The 14,335-nt window shown below is 68.1% G+C and carries 13 protein-coding genes, 1 other RNA gene and 1 pseudogene; 11 read left to right on the top strand and 4 right to left on the bottom strand.

Features of this window, described 5'->3' with window-relative positions:
• The 3 genes and pseudogenes from Q7V15_RS12970 to Q7V15_RS12960 form a co-directional block, all read left to right on the top strand.
• Window positions 1-307, top strand: a pseudogene (locus Q7V15_RS12970) (hemolysin secretion protein D); the annotation flags it as partial.
• Window positions 308-388: 81 nt separating this feature from the next.
• A complete protein-coding gene (locus Q7V15_RS12965; protein WP_304756104.1) occupies window positions 389-1,294 on the top strand; it encodes an SDR family oxidoreductase in 906 nt (301 codons plus the stop codon).
• 172 nt (window positions 1,295-1,466) lie between these two features.
• Window positions 1,467-2,927, top strand: coding sequence for an MFS transporter (locus Q7V15_RS12960; RefSeq protein WP_304756103.1), 1,461 nt, complete (start codon window positions 1,467-1,469; stop codon window positions 2,925-2,927).
• Here Q7V15_RS12960 and Q7V15_RS12955 read toward each other — a convergent pair.
• Complete coding sequence (locus Q7V15_RS12955; protein WP_304756102.1) at window positions 2,924-4,117, bottom strand: Mrp/NBP35 family ATP-binding protein; 1,194 nt, start codon at window positions 4,115-4,117, stop codon at window positions 2,924-2,926. The two genes, Q7V15_RS12960 and Q7V15_RS12955, sit on opposite strands and share 4 nt — an antisense overlap.
• Before the next feature lie 337 nt (window positions 4,118-4,454).
• Between Q7V15_RS12955 and hflK the strand changes: the two genes are divergently transcribed.
• The gene (gene hflK / locus Q7V15_RS12950) at window positions 4,455-5,468 is read left to right on the top strand and encodes an FtsH protease activity modulator HflK (protein ID WP_304756101.1); all 1,014 of its coding nucleotides are present in this window, start codon (window positions 4,455-4,457) and stop codon (window positions 5,466-5,468) included.
• Window positions 5,465-6,364, top strand: a complete 900-nt coding sequence (hflC, locus tag Q7V15_RS12945) for a protease modulator HflC (protein ID WP_304756100.1) — start codon at window positions 5,465-5,467, stop codon at window positions 6,362-6,364. The genes hflK and hflC overlap by 4 nt, the downstream gene beginning before the upstream one ends.
• Window positions 6,365-6,419: 55 nt before the next feature.
• Here the strand turns inward: hflC and Q7V15_RS12940 are convergent, their stop codons facing one another.
• Window positions 6,420-7,091, bottom strand: a complete 672-nt coding sequence (locus Q7V15_RS12940; RefSeq protein ID WP_304756099.1) for an HAD family phosphatase — start codon at window positions 7,089-7,091, stop codon at window positions 6,420-6,422.
• Between the two features lie 49 nt (window positions 7,092-7,140).
• A complete protein-coding gene (gene serB / locus Q7V15_RS12935) occupies window positions 7,141-8,034 on the bottom strand; it encodes a phosphoserine phosphatase SerB (RefSeq protein WP_304756098.1) in 894 nt (297 codons plus the stop codon).
• Here serB and miaA point away from each other — a divergent pair.
• From miaA to ssrA, 6 genes are all read left to right on the top strand, one after another.
• Window positions 8,033-8,953: a tRNA (adenosine(37)-N6)-dimethylallyltransferase MiaA gene (gene miaA / locus Q7V15_RS12930; protein ID WP_304756097.1), complete on the top strand. Its 921-nt coding sequence runs from the start codon at window positions 8,033-8,035 to the stop codon at window positions 8,951-8,953. The genes serB and miaA overlap by 2 nt on opposite strands.
• 188 nt (window positions 8,954-9,141) lie before the next feature.
• Window positions 9,142-10,944: an acetolactate synthase 3 large subunit gene (locus Q7V15_RS12925; RefSeq protein ID WP_304756096.1), complete on the top strand. Its 1,803-nt coding sequence runs from the start codon at window positions 9,142-9,144 to the stop codon at window positions 10,942-10,944.
• Between the two features lie 154 nt (window positions 10,945-11,098).
• A complete protein-coding gene (locus Q7V15_RS12920) occupies window positions 11,099-11,407 on the top strand; it encodes a GIY-YIG nuclease family protein (protein WP_304756107.1) in 309 nt (102 codons plus the stop codon).
• 27 nt (window positions 11,408-11,434) lie between these two features.
• Window positions 11,435-11,983: an acetolactate synthase small subunit gene (gene ilvN, locus Q7V15_RS12915; RefSeq protein ID WP_293316491.1), complete on the top strand. Its 549-nt coding sequence runs from the start codon at window positions 11,435-11,437 to the stop codon at window positions 11,981-11,983.
• Between the two features lie 9 nt (window positions 11,984-11,992).
• On the top strand, window positions 11,993-12,817 hold the full coding sequence (locus tag Q7V15_RS12910; protein WP_304756095.1) for a hypothetical protein: 825 nt from the start codon (window positions 11,993-11,995) through the stop codon (window positions 12,815-12,817).
• Between the two features lie 12 nt (window positions 12,818-12,829).
• Window positions 12,830-13,190, top strand: a transfer-messenger RNA (tmRNA) gene (ssrA, locus tag Q7V15_RS12905).
• Window positions 13,191-13,229: 39 nt separating this feature from the next.
• Here ssrA and Q7V15_RS12900 read toward each other — a convergent pair.
• Window positions 13,230-14,330, bottom strand: coding sequence for a hypothetical protein (locus Q7V15_RS12900; RefSeq protein ID WP_304756094.1), 1,101 nt, complete (start codon window positions 14,328-14,330; stop codon window positions 13,230-13,232).
• Between the last annotated feature and the right edge of the window lie 5 nt (window positions 14,331-14,335).

Genomic DNA, 14,335 nt, shown 5'->3' with positions numbered 1-14,335 from the left:
CGGCCAGCGGATCGTCCGGGCCGAGATCGCCGAGGGCGCCCTGCCCCATGTGAGCCTGGGCCAGACCGTCGAGATCGCCTCCGAGGCCGATCCCACCAAGACCTTCAAGGGCCAGGTGCTGCGCCGCGCCGCCGTGTTCGGCGCCCGCAAGCTGGTCTCTGACGACCCCACCGAACGGGCCGACGAGCGGGTGGTCGAGGTGGTGGTCAGCGCCGACGGCGCCCCCTTCCTGGTCGGCCAGCGGGTGCTGGTGAAGTTCCTGCGCCCGGCCCAGACCGCCGCGGCGGGGGTCGTCCCGGCCACCTGAGAACGCGCCAACGCCTTGACGGAGAAGGGGTCAGCCGCGCACAACGCCGCCAATTCCTTCACCTGATATCGGGAGACTTCCATGGCGGACATCCGCTTCGACGGTAAAGTGGCCATTGTGACGGGCGCGGGCGGCGGGCTTGGCCGTCAGCATGCTCTGGAACTGGCCCGGCGCGGCGCCAAGGTCGTGGTCAACGACCTGGGCGGATCGGTGGACGGCTCGGGCGGCTCCTCGGCTGCGGCCGACGCGGTGGTCGAAGAGATCAAGGCCGCCGGCGGCGAAGCCATCTCCAATGGCTCCTCGGTCACCGACGACGCCGGCGTGGCCCTGATGATCAAGCAGGCCATGGACCAGTGGGGCCGGATCGACATCCTGGTCGCCAATGCCGGCATCCTGCGCGACAAGTCCTTCGCCAAGATGGAGATCGCGGACTTCGAACTCGTGCTGAACGTCCACCTGATGGGCACCGTCAAGCCGGCCAAGGCCGTCTGGGACATCATGCGCGAGCAGAACTACGGCCGCATCGTGGTGACCACCTCGTCCTCGGGCCTCTATGGCAACTTCGGCCAGTCCAACTACGGCGCGGCCAAGCTGGGCATCATCGGCTTCATGAACACCCTGCGTCTCGAGGGCGCCAAGAACAACATCCACGTCAACGCCATCGCCCCGGTGGCCGCCACGCGGATGACCGAGAATCTGATGCCTCCCGCGATCCTCGAGCGCCTGAAGCCCGAATATGTGACTCCGGGCGTGGTCTACCTCTGCTCGGAAGAGGCCCCCACCGGCGCCATCCTCACCGCCGGCGCGGGCGCCTTCGCCCTGTCGCGCATCTATGAGACCGAAGGCGTCTATCTGGGCGAAGGCGGTCTGTCGGTCGAGGAAGTCCGCGACAACTGGTCCAAGATCGCCGACCCCGAAGGCCAGGCGGCCTACGCCGCCGGCGGCGAGCAGAGCCAGAAGTTCTTCCGCAAGCTGTCGGGTGGCTAAACCCCGTCCTTGCTCCTGATCTGACGACGGGCGGTCCTCCTGGGGGCCGCCCGTTTTCTTTTGCCTCTCAACCTCAAATGGGCCTTGCCTTGACGCAGGTGATCGCGCGTAACCTATGAGCCACGGATAGCGCCCGTCAGAGGCGTCACCATAGATCTGGGGAGACGCCCGAGTGGCCACCACCGACGCAGCCGCGGCTGCAGCACCGCCGTCACAGCTGAAGCTGTCGACCATCCTCGCCTTCGCCTGCACCAGCTTGCCGCTGTCGGCGCTGACCATCGCTATGTCGGTCTATCTGCCCCGGCATTTCGCCAGCGAGATTGGGATCAGCCTGCTCGCGGTGGGCACCGCCTTCGCCTTCGTGCGGATGATCGACATCCCCCTTGATCCGCTTCTGGGCCTAGCCATGGACCGGACGCGGACGCGGTTCGGCCGCTACCGGTTGTGGACGATGATCGGCGCGCCGGTGCTGATGCTGGCCATCTTCATGCTGTTCATCTCGCCCTCAGGCGGCGTGGCCGGCCTGATCTTCTGGCTGCTGATCCTCTATATCGGCACCTCGATCCTGCACCTGTCCCACGCCGCCTGGGCCGCCACCTTGGCCCCCCGCTACAATGACCGCTCAAGGGTGTTCGCCATCATGACCGCCGTGGGCGTCATGGGCGCCCTGCTGGTCCTGCTGATGCCCTTCATCGTCGCCGCCCTCGGCCGTCCGGAGTCCGAGGGCGTGCCGGCCATGGGCTGGTTCGTCATGATCCTGACCCCCCTGGCCGTCTGGCTGGTGGTCGCCCTGACGCCGGAGAAGATCTCCCCCGACGTGCCGGGCCAGCAGAAGTTCCAGCTGAAAGAATACTGGCGGCTGATCGCGCGGCCCTCCATGGGGCGGATCGTCCTGGCCGACCTGTGTCTGTCGCTTGGTCCCGGCTGGATGAGCGCGCTGTACCTCTTCTTCTTCACCGACAGCCGCGGCTTCACCACCAGCCAGGCCAGCGCCTTGCTGGCGGTCTATATCCTGGCTGGTTTCGGCGGCGCGCCGCTGCTTGGTCGTCTGGCCATGCGCATCGGCAAGCACCGGGCGGTGATGGTGGCCACCACCGGCTACGCCCTCGCCTTGGTGGCCCTGCCCTTCCTGCCCAAGGGCGACATGATGATCGGCGCCTTCCAGATGTTCACCGCCGGCTTCCTGGCCGCCGGCTTCCAGGTGCTCACCCGGGCCATGACCGCCGATGTGGCTGACGAGGTCCGCCTCGAACAGGGCAAGGAGCGTTCAGGCCTGCTCTACGCCATCACCACCCTGACCTCGAAAATCTCCGGCGCCTTCGCGGTTTTCCTGACCTTCACGGTTCTCGATCGGGTGGGCTACATCGCCACCGACGGCGCGGTGAACACACCCGAGGCGGTGCGCGGCCTGGAGTACGCCTTCCTGGTGGGCCCCATCTTCTTCGTCGCCCTCGGGGGCCTGTGCTTCGTCGGCTACAAGCTGGGCGAGGAGCGTCACAGCGAGATCCGCCAGGAACTGGATGAACGCGACGCCCTCTACGACAAGGCGCTCTACGACAACGCGCCGGTGATCGAGACCCTGGCCAGCGAGCCCTCCATCGCCACCCCCCTGGTGGAGCCCCGCAAGAGCTAGAGGCCCAGCCGCCCGCGCAGCATGGCGGCCGCCTGACGGAAGGCCCTGGCCGGGCCGCTGTCAGGCGCCGTAGCGCCCAAGGGACGACCGTCGTCGCAGGCCTGACGCAGGGCCACGTCGATGGGGATCTGCCCCAGCATCGGCACGCCCAGCCGTTCGGCCTCGATTGCGCCGCCCCCCTGGCCAAAGATCGGGATGGGGGTTCCGGTCGCCGGATCGGCGAAATAGGCCATGTTCTCGATCAGGCCCAGGATCGGTGTCGCGGTCTTCTGGAACATGGAGGCGGCGCGCCGGGCGTCGATCAGGGCGATCTCCTGCGGCGTGGTGACGATGACCACGCCGTCCAGCTTCATCTTCTGGATCAGGGTCAGCTGGATGTCGCCCGTACCCGGCGGCATGTCGACGATCAGGACGTCCAGGGGTTCTTCTTCCGAGCCCCAGGCGACCTCGTGCATCATCTGGCGCACCGCCGAGGAGGCCATGGGACCGCGCCAGATCATCGGCGCGCCTTCGTCGACCATGAAGCCGATCGACATGACCTTGATCCCCCAGGCCTCCAGGGGGATCAGCTTCTTTTCGGGATGGTATTCCGGGTCTCCATCCACGCCCAGCATGCGCGGCGCCGACGGACCATAGACGTCGGCGTCCAGCAGACCGACCCGCAGACCAAGACCCGCAAAGGCGGCCGCCAGGCTGACGGACACGGTGGACTTCCCCACCCCGCCCTTGCCGCTGGCCACGGCGATCACCCGGCGCACATGGGCCGGCCGGAGGGCGTCAGGGGGCGGCGACGGGGTGGCTTGGGGATCGGCCGCCAGCCGCGCCCCCCGGCGCACCCGGGTCACCCCGGGCGCCAGAGGCGGCTCGGCGAGCGGGTCTAACGCCGCCTTGGCTGTGCGCTGAGCCGGGTGCGGCGGCGGGGCGCCATGGCCCTCGGCATTGGTCAGCACCACCTGCGCCTGTTCGACCCCGGGCGTCTGTCGAAGGACCGCTTCGGCCTGGGCGCGGAGGGGTTCGTAGAGCTCCAACAGGCCTGGCGCCACCTCCATCATGAACCCGGCCCGGCCGGCGCGAACCGAGAGGCCCTGGACCAGCCCTGCGCTCACCAGACCCTTCCCGCTGCGAGGGTCAATGACCCCTTCGAGCTGAGCCAGCAGGGCGTCGCGGTCAGGCAGGCGTGATGTGTTCATGTCGTCTTCGGCTTGCTTTGGCGGCTTGGCCGTCACATATCCGGCTGTAAGCGCCGGTTTACAAGTCCGCCCCTGCGGACCGAACATCGCGGCCGCGCCGAGATACGCCGACCCCAACGACGTCCCCCGACGACGCGACCCAGAAAGACGACGCACAAAAAGAATGCCCTGGAATGACAACGTAAATCCCGGCCCCTGGGGAACCCCGCCACAACAAGGCGGCGGCTCCGGCGGTTCCGGCGGACCGGGTGGCCCGAGGCGGCCCGGCCTTGGCGGCGGCGGTCCCCGCGGACCTCGCGGACCTCAGCCTGACCTGAACGTGCTGCTTGAGCAGCTCATGGCCCGTCTTCGACGGTTCTTCGGCGGGCCCGGTGGCGATCAGATCCGTCCCGGCGCCATAGCTGCGGTCGCGGCCGTGGCCTTCGCGCTTTGGGCGCTGTCGGGCCTGTACCTCGTTCAGCCCAACGAGCAGGCCGTGGTGACCACCTTCGGCGCCTATTCCCGCTCGGCTGGCCCTGGCCTGAACTACGCCCTGCCCGCCCCCATCGAGCGCGTCGAAAAGGTGCCCGTCACCTCCCTGAACCGTATCGATATCGGCGGCACCTCGGAATCGGCCAACGCCCAGGAAAGTCTGATGCTGACCGGCGATGAGAACATCATCGACCTGAAGTTCAGCGTCACCTGGCGGGTGGCGGACGCTCCGCGGTTCATCTTCACCATCCGCGATCCTGAGGAGTCGGTTAAGGCCGTGGCCGAAAGCGCCATGCGCGAAGTTGTCGGCCGCTCGCAGCTCGACTTCATCCTGACCCGCGGCCGTGGTCCGGTGCAGGCCCAGGCGGCTGAACTGATGCAGCAGACCCTGGATTCCTGGGGCGCTGGCGTCAGCGTCGTCGAGGTCCAGATCCGCAATGCTGACCCGCCGGCCGAGGTCATCGCGGCCTTCCGTGACGTGTTCAACGCCAGCCAGGACGCCGAGTCGGCCCGAAACGAGTCCGAGGCCTACTTCAACCGGGTGGTCAACGAGGCCAAGGGTGACGCCGCGCGCATCACCCAGGCCGGCGAGGCCTATCGCGAGCAGGCTGTCCGGGAAGCCACCGGTGAGACGGCGCGCTTCGACCAAATCTATGCCGAATATCGGTCCGCCCCGGCTGTGACCCGCGAGCGCCTTTACATCGAGACCATGCAGCGCGTGCTGCAGAACTCGAACAAGGTGATCGTCGATTCCGACGGCGCCAGCGCCCCGATCATCCTGCCGCCGGACGTCTTCCGGCCTCGGACCGGAACACCGAACGTCACCGCGACTCCGGCTGAGACCGGATCGGCCGCCCCCGGCGCGAGGAGCAGCCAATGATGATGGACCGTCGCTACATTCCCTACGCCATCGCCGCGGTGGTGGCCCTGATCGTGCTGGCCAACACCTTCTTCATCGTTGATCAGCGCGAGCAGGCTATCGTCGTCCGTCTGGGCGACCCCGTCCGGGTCGTCAATGCGGGCTCCGAGGCCACGGCGGGACTGAAGGTCAAGATCCCCTTCATGGAGCAGGTGCTGCGGTTCGATAAGCGCAACATCGCCCTCGAAACCGAAGAGGAAGAGGTCATCGCCGCCGACCAGGAGCGCCTGGTGGTGGACGCCTTCATCCGCTACCGGATCAGCGAACCCCTGCAGTACTACCGCACCCTGCGCGACGACCGGACCGCTGGCGACCGTATTCAGCGACTGGTCAACTCCTCCCTGCGCCAGGTGCTGGGTTCAGCGCCCTCCAGCGACATCATCTCCGGCGCCCGCTCAGGCGTCATGGCCAACACCCTGGCCGATGTTCGCGCCCGGGCGGCGTCCTCGCGGCTCGGCATCGAGGTGATCGACGTCCGTATCCGCCGGGCCGACCTGCCGCAGGAAAACATGGCCGCCACCTACCGCCGGATGGAGACCGCCCGCCAACAGCAGGCCGCCCAGATCCGCGCCGTCGGCGAACAGCAGAAGCGCGAACGGATCGCCGAGGCCGACAAGGAAGTGACCATCACCCTGGCCACGGCCCAGGAAACCGCGGACCGCACCCGAGGCGAAGGCGATGCGCAACGGACGCGCATCTACGCCACCAGCTTTGGCCGGGATGCGGGCTTCGCCTCCTTCTACCGGTCGATGCAGGCCTATGAGGCCTCCATCGGTCAGGGGGACGCGACCATGGTCCTGTCGCCCAACAGCGCCTTCTTCCGCTACTTCGAGCGGGGCCCGGGCGGAACACGATAAGCGTCGGCGACGCCAAGACGATCAGCCCTCGATCCTTAGCCGGATCGGGGGCTTTTCATTTGCCGACCATCACCGCCAGCAGGTCACGGACCTCGTGCAGGTCCTGGGCGATGCGCACGCAGAGACCCCGCATCTCGTCATTGGGCTCCAGCATGTCGGGCACCATGATGGTCATCATGCCGGCCGCCGCCGCCGCGCGGACCCCGTTGTGGCTGTCCTCCAGGGCGATGCAGTCGCGGGGGTCCATACCCAGGGCGGCCGCCGCCTTCAGATAGGGCTCGGGGTGCGGCTTTCCGTGGGTGACGCTTTCGGCGGTGATGAAGGCGTCGAACCGGGAGAGCAGGCCCGCATGGCCGAGGTGGGTCTCCACCGATCGCATGCGCGAGGATGTGGCCACCGCCCGGGGGGCGCCGACCGCGTCCAGATGGTCGAGCATCTCGATGACGCCCGCCTTGAGGGCGACGCCGGCGTTGTGAGCCTCGACGAACCGCGCCCGCACATCGGCCACATAGTCGTCCAGCGCGAAGCCATCGCCGAAATGGCGGATGAGGATGCCGTCGCTGGCGGCGTGGGTCAGGCCGACCATGCTCTGGAACACCGGGAAGGGCATGTCCCGGCCCAGGGCCAGGGCCGCGCCCTGCATCGCCTGGAGCATCAGGCGTTCGGAGTCGATCAGCAGGCCATCCATATCGAAGACGACGGCGGAAACGGGACGCGGCAAGGTCATGGACAGGCTCTTAGCCCAGGCCGCCGGCCGCGCGAAATCAAGGCCTGCTTCAGTCGGTGACAAAGTCCTGGGCGGTGAAGCCCTGGAAGTAGAGCAGCGCCGTCAGGTCGGCGTGATCGACCTTGGCGTGGGCCTGGGCGGCGACCACCGGCTTGGCCCGGTAGGCGACACCGAGTCCTGCAGCCTCGATCATCGCCAGATCGTTGGCCCCATCGCCCACGGCAAGCGTCGCCGACAGGTCCGCGCCGATGGCGGCGGCCTCTTCGCGCAGGGCGGCCAGCTTGGCCTCACGGCCCAGGATGGGGACGCCCACATCTCCGGCCAGGACGTCGCCGTTTTCGATCAGGGTGTTGGCCCGCTGGGCGTGAAAGCCCGCGGCCTGCGCCACCCGGCTGGTGAAGAAGGTGAAGCCGCCGGAGACCAGCACGCAGCGCGCGCCGCCGGCCGCCATGGTCCGCACCAGGGTCCGGGCGCCTGGATTAAGCCGGACGCGCTCATCATAGGCCCGCTGGAGGTCTGAGAGCGGCAGCCCCTTCAGCATGGCCACCCGCTCGCGCAGGGCCGCCTCGAAATCCAGCTCGCCACGCATGGCCCGCTCGGTGATCTCCGAGACCTTGTCCTTCACGCCGGCGAAGTCGGCCAGTTCGTCGATGCACTCACAGCCGATGATGGTGGAATCCATGTCGGCGATCAGCAGCCGCTTGCGCCGTCCCGCCCAGGGCTGGACGCAGGCGTCCACCGGCAGGTCCGAGAGGGCGGCCTGCACAGCGGCGCGCACCGGCGCGATGGCTTGGGCCTCCACCGACAGGTCCACCGCGCCGGGCCCCAGCGGCCGGGGTTCCTTGACGCGGGCCTGCGCGCCTGCGAGCGCTTGGGTGAGTTGGACGGTGGCCGCGGCGAGCGCGGCCTCCTGCGGACTGACAAGGGTGAGAGCGATTTCCATGGAGCCCCGCATCTGGCTGATCGGCGGGCCGACGGCAAGCGGCAAGACGGCGATCTCCCTGCGCCTGGCCGGGGAAATTGGCGGCGAGATCATCAATGCCGACTCCATCCAGCTCTACCGCGACCTGACGATTCTCAGCGCCCGGCCGACGCCAGAAGAGATGGCCCAGGCGCCGCATCACCTGTTCGGCGTGGCTGACGGCGCAGAAGCCTGGTCGGTGGGACGCTGGCTGCGCGCGGCCCTGCCAATCATCGCGGCGATCCGGGATCGGGGACGACCTGCGATCCTGGTAGGCGGCACGGGGCTCTACTTCCGCGGCCTGACTCACGGCCTGGCGGAAATCCCGAACGCGCCGCCGCAGGTCCGCGAACAGGCCAGCGCGGCCTTCGACACCCTGGGTGAGGCCGCCTTCCGCGATGAGCTGGCGCAGGTCGATCCGGCGGCGGCGGCCCGAATCGCGTCTGGCGACCGTCAGAGGCTGGTGCGCGCCTGGGAGGTCTATCTCGCCACCGGCCAGGCCCTGTCCGACCTGCAGTCGGCCACCACGTCGCCGCTGGCGGCGGAGGATTGGCGGGGCCTCGTCGTCGATCCGCCCCGCGAGGCGCTCTATGGCCGCTGCGACGCCCGCCTGGCCGCCATGTTCGCGGCCGGGGCGCTCGACGAGGTTTCGGCCCTGCTCGCCCGTGACCTTGATCCCGCCCTGCCGGTGATGAAGGCCCTGGGGCTGCGGGAGATCACCGCATGGCGGGCGGGCCAGATGAACCGGGAGGCCGCGCTGGCCGCCGCCCAGCAGGAAACCCGCCGCTACGCCAAGCGCCAGGCCACCTGGTTCCGCAACCAGACGCCGGACTGGCCCCGGGTCACGGAGACCGAGCCCGAGGCGCAATGGAGGCAGTTTCTTGCTCGGAGCGCGCCTTGACGCCCCGGCGTGAGCATGCGATGAGCGGGAAACCCTATATCTGGAGAACGCGCGTGCGCGTCAGCATCGTACTTAAGTGGCGACCTTAGACGGGCCGATTTCGATCGGCGCGAACGAGGTCGCTTGCACCAGGCCCCCCAGCGGGCCTTTTTTATTGCCCTGAAGGCCAGCCTAAGAAGGCCACTGCCATGACCGCCCACCAGACCATCACCGCCCCCGAAGCCGCCGACACCGAGATGATGAGCGGCGCCGAGATCGTCGTCCGCTCGCTCATCGACCAGGGCGTAGAGGTCCTGTTCGGCTATCCGGGCGGGGCGGTGCTGCCGATCTATGACGCGCTGTTCGCCGAGCCGCGCCTGCGTCACATCCTGGTCCGCCATGAACAGGGCGCGACCCACGCGGCCGAAGGCTACGCCCGCTCCACCGGTAAGCCCGGCGTCGTCCTGGTCACCTCGGGGCCCGGCGCGACCAACGCCGTCACCGGCATCGTCGATGCTTTGATGGACTCCATTCCGCTGGTGGTCATCACCGGCCAGGTGGCCACCCATCTGATCGGCACCGACGCCTTCCAGGAGTGCGACACGATCGGCATCACCCGCTCGATCACCAAGCACAACTATCTGGTCAAGAACGTCGACGACCTGCCGCGCATCATGCACGAGGCCTTCCACATCGCCACCTCGGGCCGCCCTGGCCCGGTGGTCATCGACATCCCCAAGGACGTGCAGTTCGGCAAGGCGGCCTACCAGGGCCCACAGGCCGTCACCCACGCCCATGACTACCGCCCCCAGGTCAAGGGCGACGCCGGCCGCATCGCCGAAGCCGTCACCCTGATCGCCCAGTCGCGCCGGCCGATCCTCTATACCGGCGGCGGCGTCATCAATGCCGGCCCCAGGGCGTCGGAACTCCTGCGGGAGTTCGCCGAACTGACTGGCGCGCCGGTGACCTCGACCCTGATGGGCCTGGGCGCCTTCCCGGCCGCAGACCCCAAGTGGCTGGGCATGCTGGGCATGCACGGCAGCTTCGAGGCCAACCACGCCATGCACGACTGCGACGTGATGGTGGCCCTGGGCGCCCGGTTCGATGACCGGGTCACCGGCCGGCTGGACGCATTTGCGCCCACCTCGCGCAAGATCCATGTGGACATTGACGCCTCGTCGATCGGCAAGAACGTCCGCTGCGACGTGGGCATTGTCGGCGACGCCGCCAGCGTGCTGGAGGACATGATCGCCGCCTGGAAGGCCATGCGCCTGTCGGTGGACAAGACTGCGCTGGACGAATGGTGGAAGCAGATCGAGGTCTGGCGGGCGCGGGACTGCTTCGCCTACACGCCGGACTCCAAGCTCATCAAGCCGCAGCAGGCGGTCGAGCGGCTGTATCACCACGCCAAGGACAAGGACGTCTACATCACCACCGAGGTCGGCCAGCACCAGATGTGGGCCGCCCAGTACTTCCGCTTCGAAGACCCCAACCGCTGGATGACCTCCGGCGGCCTGGGCACCATGGGCTATGGCCTGCCGGCCGCCGTCGGCGTGCAGATCGCCCACCCGGACTCCCTGGTCATCGACATCGCCGGCGACGCCAGCGTGCAGATGACCATGCAGGAGATGGCGACGGCCATTCAGTACGACCTGCCGATCAAGATCTTCATCCTGAACAATGAGTGGATGGGCATGGTCCGCCAGTGGCAGCAGTTGCTGCATGGGGAGCGCTATTCGCACTCCTATTCCGAAAGCCTGCCGGACTTCGTGAAAATGGCTGAGGCCTTCGGCGCGGTCGGCCTGCGGGCCGAGCATCCCGGCGAACTGGACGACAAGATCGCCGAGATGATCTCCGTCCGCCGTCCGGTGCTGTTCGACTGCCGGGTGACCAAGGAAGAGAACTGCTTCCCGATGATCCCGTCGGGCAAGGCGCACAACGAGATGATCCTGGCCCAGGAAGCCCGCGACCTCGGCTCCATCATCGACGACGCCGGCAAGCGGCTGGTGTGAGGCCTTGCGTCCTTCGAGGCTCGCTACGCTCGCACCTCAGGATGAGGAAGGTATGTGAGGCCATGAGGCAGGGCGTTCCAGTCGCCCTCATCCTGAGGCGCCCGCGCAGCGGGCCTCGAAGGACGAGGGCGGCGGCGTGAGCGCTTGGGTCTACATGCTGAGGTGCGCAGACGGCTCATACTATGTCGGCTCGCACCGCGGTGAGGATGTCCAGACTCGCGTCAGCCAACATCAAGCTGGCGAAGGCGGCGACTACACGCAACGGCGTCGTCCCGTGACCCTTGTCTGGTGCGAAGAGTTCCAGCGCATCACCGACGCCATCGCCTTCGAACGAAAGGTCAAGGGTTGGTCCCGCGCCAAGAAGGAAGCCCTCGCCTCCGGCGACTGGACCACCGTAAGCGCGCTGAGCCGTCGTCGAAGCGGCCAGCCACGGTTGCCCTCAGCCAGCGCCTGTGACACCTGATCTCCCGTACGTATGGAAGAGACCTTGATGCCCGATCCCCAGCCCGCCTCCGTCTATGACCTCGACCACAAGGCCGAGGTGGAGAACCTCGCCACCTTCGCCGTGCTCGTGGACAACGAGCCGGGCGTGCTGCACCGGCTGGTCGGGCTGTTCGCCGCCCGGGGCTACAATATCGAGAGCCTGACGGTCGCCGAGACTGACCGCAATGCTCACACCAGCCGGGTGACCATCGTCACCCGCGGCACGCCACATGTGCTGGGTCAGATCGAAGCCCAGCTGGAGAAGATGGTCTCCACCCGCCATGTCCAGGACGTGACCCGCGACCCCAATGGTCTCGAACGCGAATTGGCCCTGGTGAAGGTCAAGAGCCTCGGCGCCGAGCGGGTCGAGGCCCTGCGGGTGGCCGACATCTTCCGCGCCCGGGTGATCGACACTACCCATGAGAGCTTCGTCTTCGAGATCACCGGCGCGCCCAACAAGATCGACAAGTTCGCCGAACTGATGCGGCCGCTCGGCCTTGTGGAACTGTCACGCACCGGCGTGCTTTCCATCACACGGGGGGCCGACGCCCTTTAGGAGCACGGCATGGCGACCAAGACGCAGCGGGCGGCCCTCGGTCTGGCCCTCAGTCTCATGGCAGCCACACCTGGCCTTGCCCAGGCGCCAACCGCCGCCCCGCCCGGCGCGGCCTGGCCCTATCCCCCGCCCGACCCCGGCGAATGGTGGAGCGCCGAGCGCCCGGCCCTGTCCGACGCCGCCGACCCGATGGCCAGGCGCCGCCTGCCCCGCAGCGGCCCAGCCCCTGTGGTCACCCCCATCGAGCCGACCCTCTATCGCCTGTGGGGCCTGCCGCCCCTGCAGACGCAGGTGGTCTATGGCGGCGAGGCGATGATCGAGGTCTGGCGCAGGCCCTCCAACAGCGTTGAGCAGATGGTCATCCGCCTGACCGCCCGGCGGGACGGCAAGGCCTTCGTCCAGGTGCGCGCCGGCCGCGCCTGCTGTGAGCCAGATATCGCCCGGCGGGTCGGCTTCGACATGGAGCTGCCGGCGGGCTACCGGGCGCGGATCCAGGCCTTGGCGGCCGCATCTGTCTGGGACAGCCCGCGGGACGCCGTCGCCCAGGAGGGGAACGCCAGCGTCGGCTCCATCTGCCTGGACGGCGTGGCCTTTGACCTGATCCGTCTGACCGAACGCCAGGGCGGCGCCCTGCGCCGCGACTGCGATGAGGCCGAGGTGGGCGAGGTCGCCGAGCTCCTGGAAACCGCCGTCGGGGCGGCGTTGGGCCACGAGCCCAGGATCGATGTTCTGCTCCCCAATGGCGCGGACTTCTCCCGGGAGCGGGCCGCCTATGGGGCCCTGATCGGCGGCGGCGGCCGCATCAAGCCCGCCGATCGGCCGCCAAACCCCTGAGGTTTCGCGAAAGGCCTTCAAATTCAGCCGGCCCCGCCCTATATTCAACCTGTCCGGTTCGCCGGACTATGGAGATAAACGCGCACGTCATAAGCGGACTGGACCCGGGTGCGATTCCCGGCGGCTCCACCAAATCCTTCTCCGGGTATCGCCGGGAAATCTGGGGCCGATCAGCATCGACAGACGTCTAAAGGTGTTGCTTTCTCTCGGCTTGGCCCACCGTTTCGGGCCTTAATCTAAATGCGAACGATAACTTCGCTGAAGAAGTCCGTTTGGCTGCGTAAGCGGTCCGATAGATTTCGACCTAAACTCCTAGTGTCTTAGCAGCGCTAGGCGGGGCCGGGAGGGGGCCTTGCAACAGAACCCCTCCACCTTTCCCCAAATCGAAATCTGCCCCTGCCCCTAAGGCTTGTCAGCCCCAGCCCTTGGGTCGGACCCCGTGGCACATGGCGTTGCGTTCGGCCGGCAGCAGCAGCACGTAGTCTGGGGCGGCGTCCTCGATCACCCGCCAGTCAAAGCCGCAACCATTCATGTGGATCCAGACCAGGCGGCCCACGCGCTCGGCCATCAGGGAAGGGAAGAAGTCGGCGGTGAAGCTGTCTCCGATGATGACGACGCTTGGCCCCTCCGTCCCGCTCCGCACGGAGAAGGCCGGTATCGGGCCGCCATAGGCGTCCAGCGCCTGACGGGTCATCCTCGGCGTGAGGCCCGTGCGGTCGTGGATTTCCAGGGTTTCGATCGCCGGCGGCATGCCGGCCATGCGCGGCAGGTCCCCGTCGTCGACCCGCACCTCGGCCCAGGCCAGATCCTCATGAGCCCAACGCCAGTCCGGACGTCCGAGGGCTTCGGCCATTTCGTTGTAGGCCACCAGCGCGCCCTTGGGGGTCCAGTGGCTGTCGAAACGGCGATACATGGCCGCGGAGTCCGCGGCGGCCCGTAGTGCTGGGCGCAGGTCACTCACTGGAGCGCCGCAGGCGCTGAGCGCCGCCAGGATCAGATCATGATCGCTGGGCGTGACCGCCGGCCGCGCCCAGGGCGGGGTCTGGTCGGTGAGGATGGTCCCGGGCGATGGGGCCAGTCCGGTGGCCAGGACCGTTCCCCGGGCCGCCAGGCGCGCGGCCACCTGACAGACAAAATCGGCATAGTCGCCGGCCCGCTGGGGATCGGTGTCCTGACCCGTGGAGCGAAGCAGGCCCTCGGTGAGGAACATCTGCCCCCCCTCTCCCATCACCGCCATCGCCTGGGCCGGGGTGGTGACGCCCAGACGTCGCTCCAGGCGGGCGCCGACCCAGATGGCCGCCTCCCGCAGAGCGAAGTGGTCGGCAAGGAAGGCGTCCACGGCCCGGGGCGCCAGACGCCAGGCCTCAGCATCCTGTGGCCAGGCCGGCGGCGAGGCCAGCATGCGGTTTTCTTCCCGCGACACGGTCTGGAACGGGACGAGAGGCATGGCGATCACAGGGACCACCAGGACCGCCATCACCATCAGGATCAGATATCGGCGAGGACTGAACATGGCGC

This window comes from Phenylobacterium sp. (assembly GCF_030651755.1).
Lineage (GTDB): Bacteria > Pseudomonadota > Alphaproteobacteria > Caulobacterales > Caulobacteraceae > Phenylobacterium.
The sequence above is the reverse complement of the archived record's forward strand: the minus strand, read 5'-3'. Positions and strand labels throughout refer to the sequence as shown.

Bases quoted from the DNA above. Each gene is read 5' to 3' on its own strand.
- Q7V15_RS12965 (WP_304756104.1), top strand. From the start codon at position 389: ATGGCGGACATCCGCTTCGACGGTAAAGTGGCCATTGTGACGGGCGCG.
- Q7V15_RS12955 (WP_304756102.1), bottom strand. From the start codon at position 4,117: ATGAACACATCACGCCTGCCTGACCGCGACGCCCTGCTGGCTCAGCTC.
- hflK (WP_304756101.1), top strand. From the start codon at position 4,455: ATGGCCCGTCTTCGACGGTTCTTCGGCGGGCCCGGTGGCGATCAGATC.
- hflC (WP_304756100.1), top strand. From the start codon at position 5,465: ATGATGATGGACCGTCGCTACATTCCCTACGCCATCGCCGCGGTGGTG.
- Q7V15_RS12940 (WP_304756099.1), bottom strand. From the start codon at position 7,091: ATGACCTTGCCGCGTCCCGTTTCCGCCGTCGTCTTCGATATGGATGGC.
- miaA (WP_304756097.1), top strand. From the start codon at position 8,033: ATGGAGCCCCGCATCTGGCTGATCGGCGGGCCGACGGCAAGCGGCAAG.
- serB (WP_304756098.1), bottom strand. From the start codon at position 8,034: ATGGAAATCGCTCTCACCCTTGTCAGTCCGCAGGAGGCCGCGCTCGCC.
- Q7V15_RS12925 (WP_304756096.1), top strand. From the start codon at position 9,142: ATGACCGCCCACCAGACCATCACCGCCCCCGAAGCCGCCGACACCGAG.
- Q7V15_RS12920 (WP_304756107.1), top strand. From the start codon at position 11,099: ATGCTGAGGTGCGCAGACGGCTCATACTATGTCGGCTCGCACCGCGGT.
- ilvN (WP_293316491.1), top strand. From the start codon at position 11,435: ATGCCCGATCCCCAGCCCGCCTCCGTCTATGACCTCGACCACAAGGCC.
- Q7V15_RS12910 (WP_304756095.1), top strand. From the start codon at position 11,993: ATGGCGACCAAGACGCAGCGGGCGGCCCTCGGTCTGGCCCTCAGTCTC.
- Q7V15_RS12900 (WP_304756094.1), bottom strand. From the start codon at position 14,330: ATGTTCAGTCCTCGCCGATATCTGATCCTGATGGTGATGGCGGTCCTG.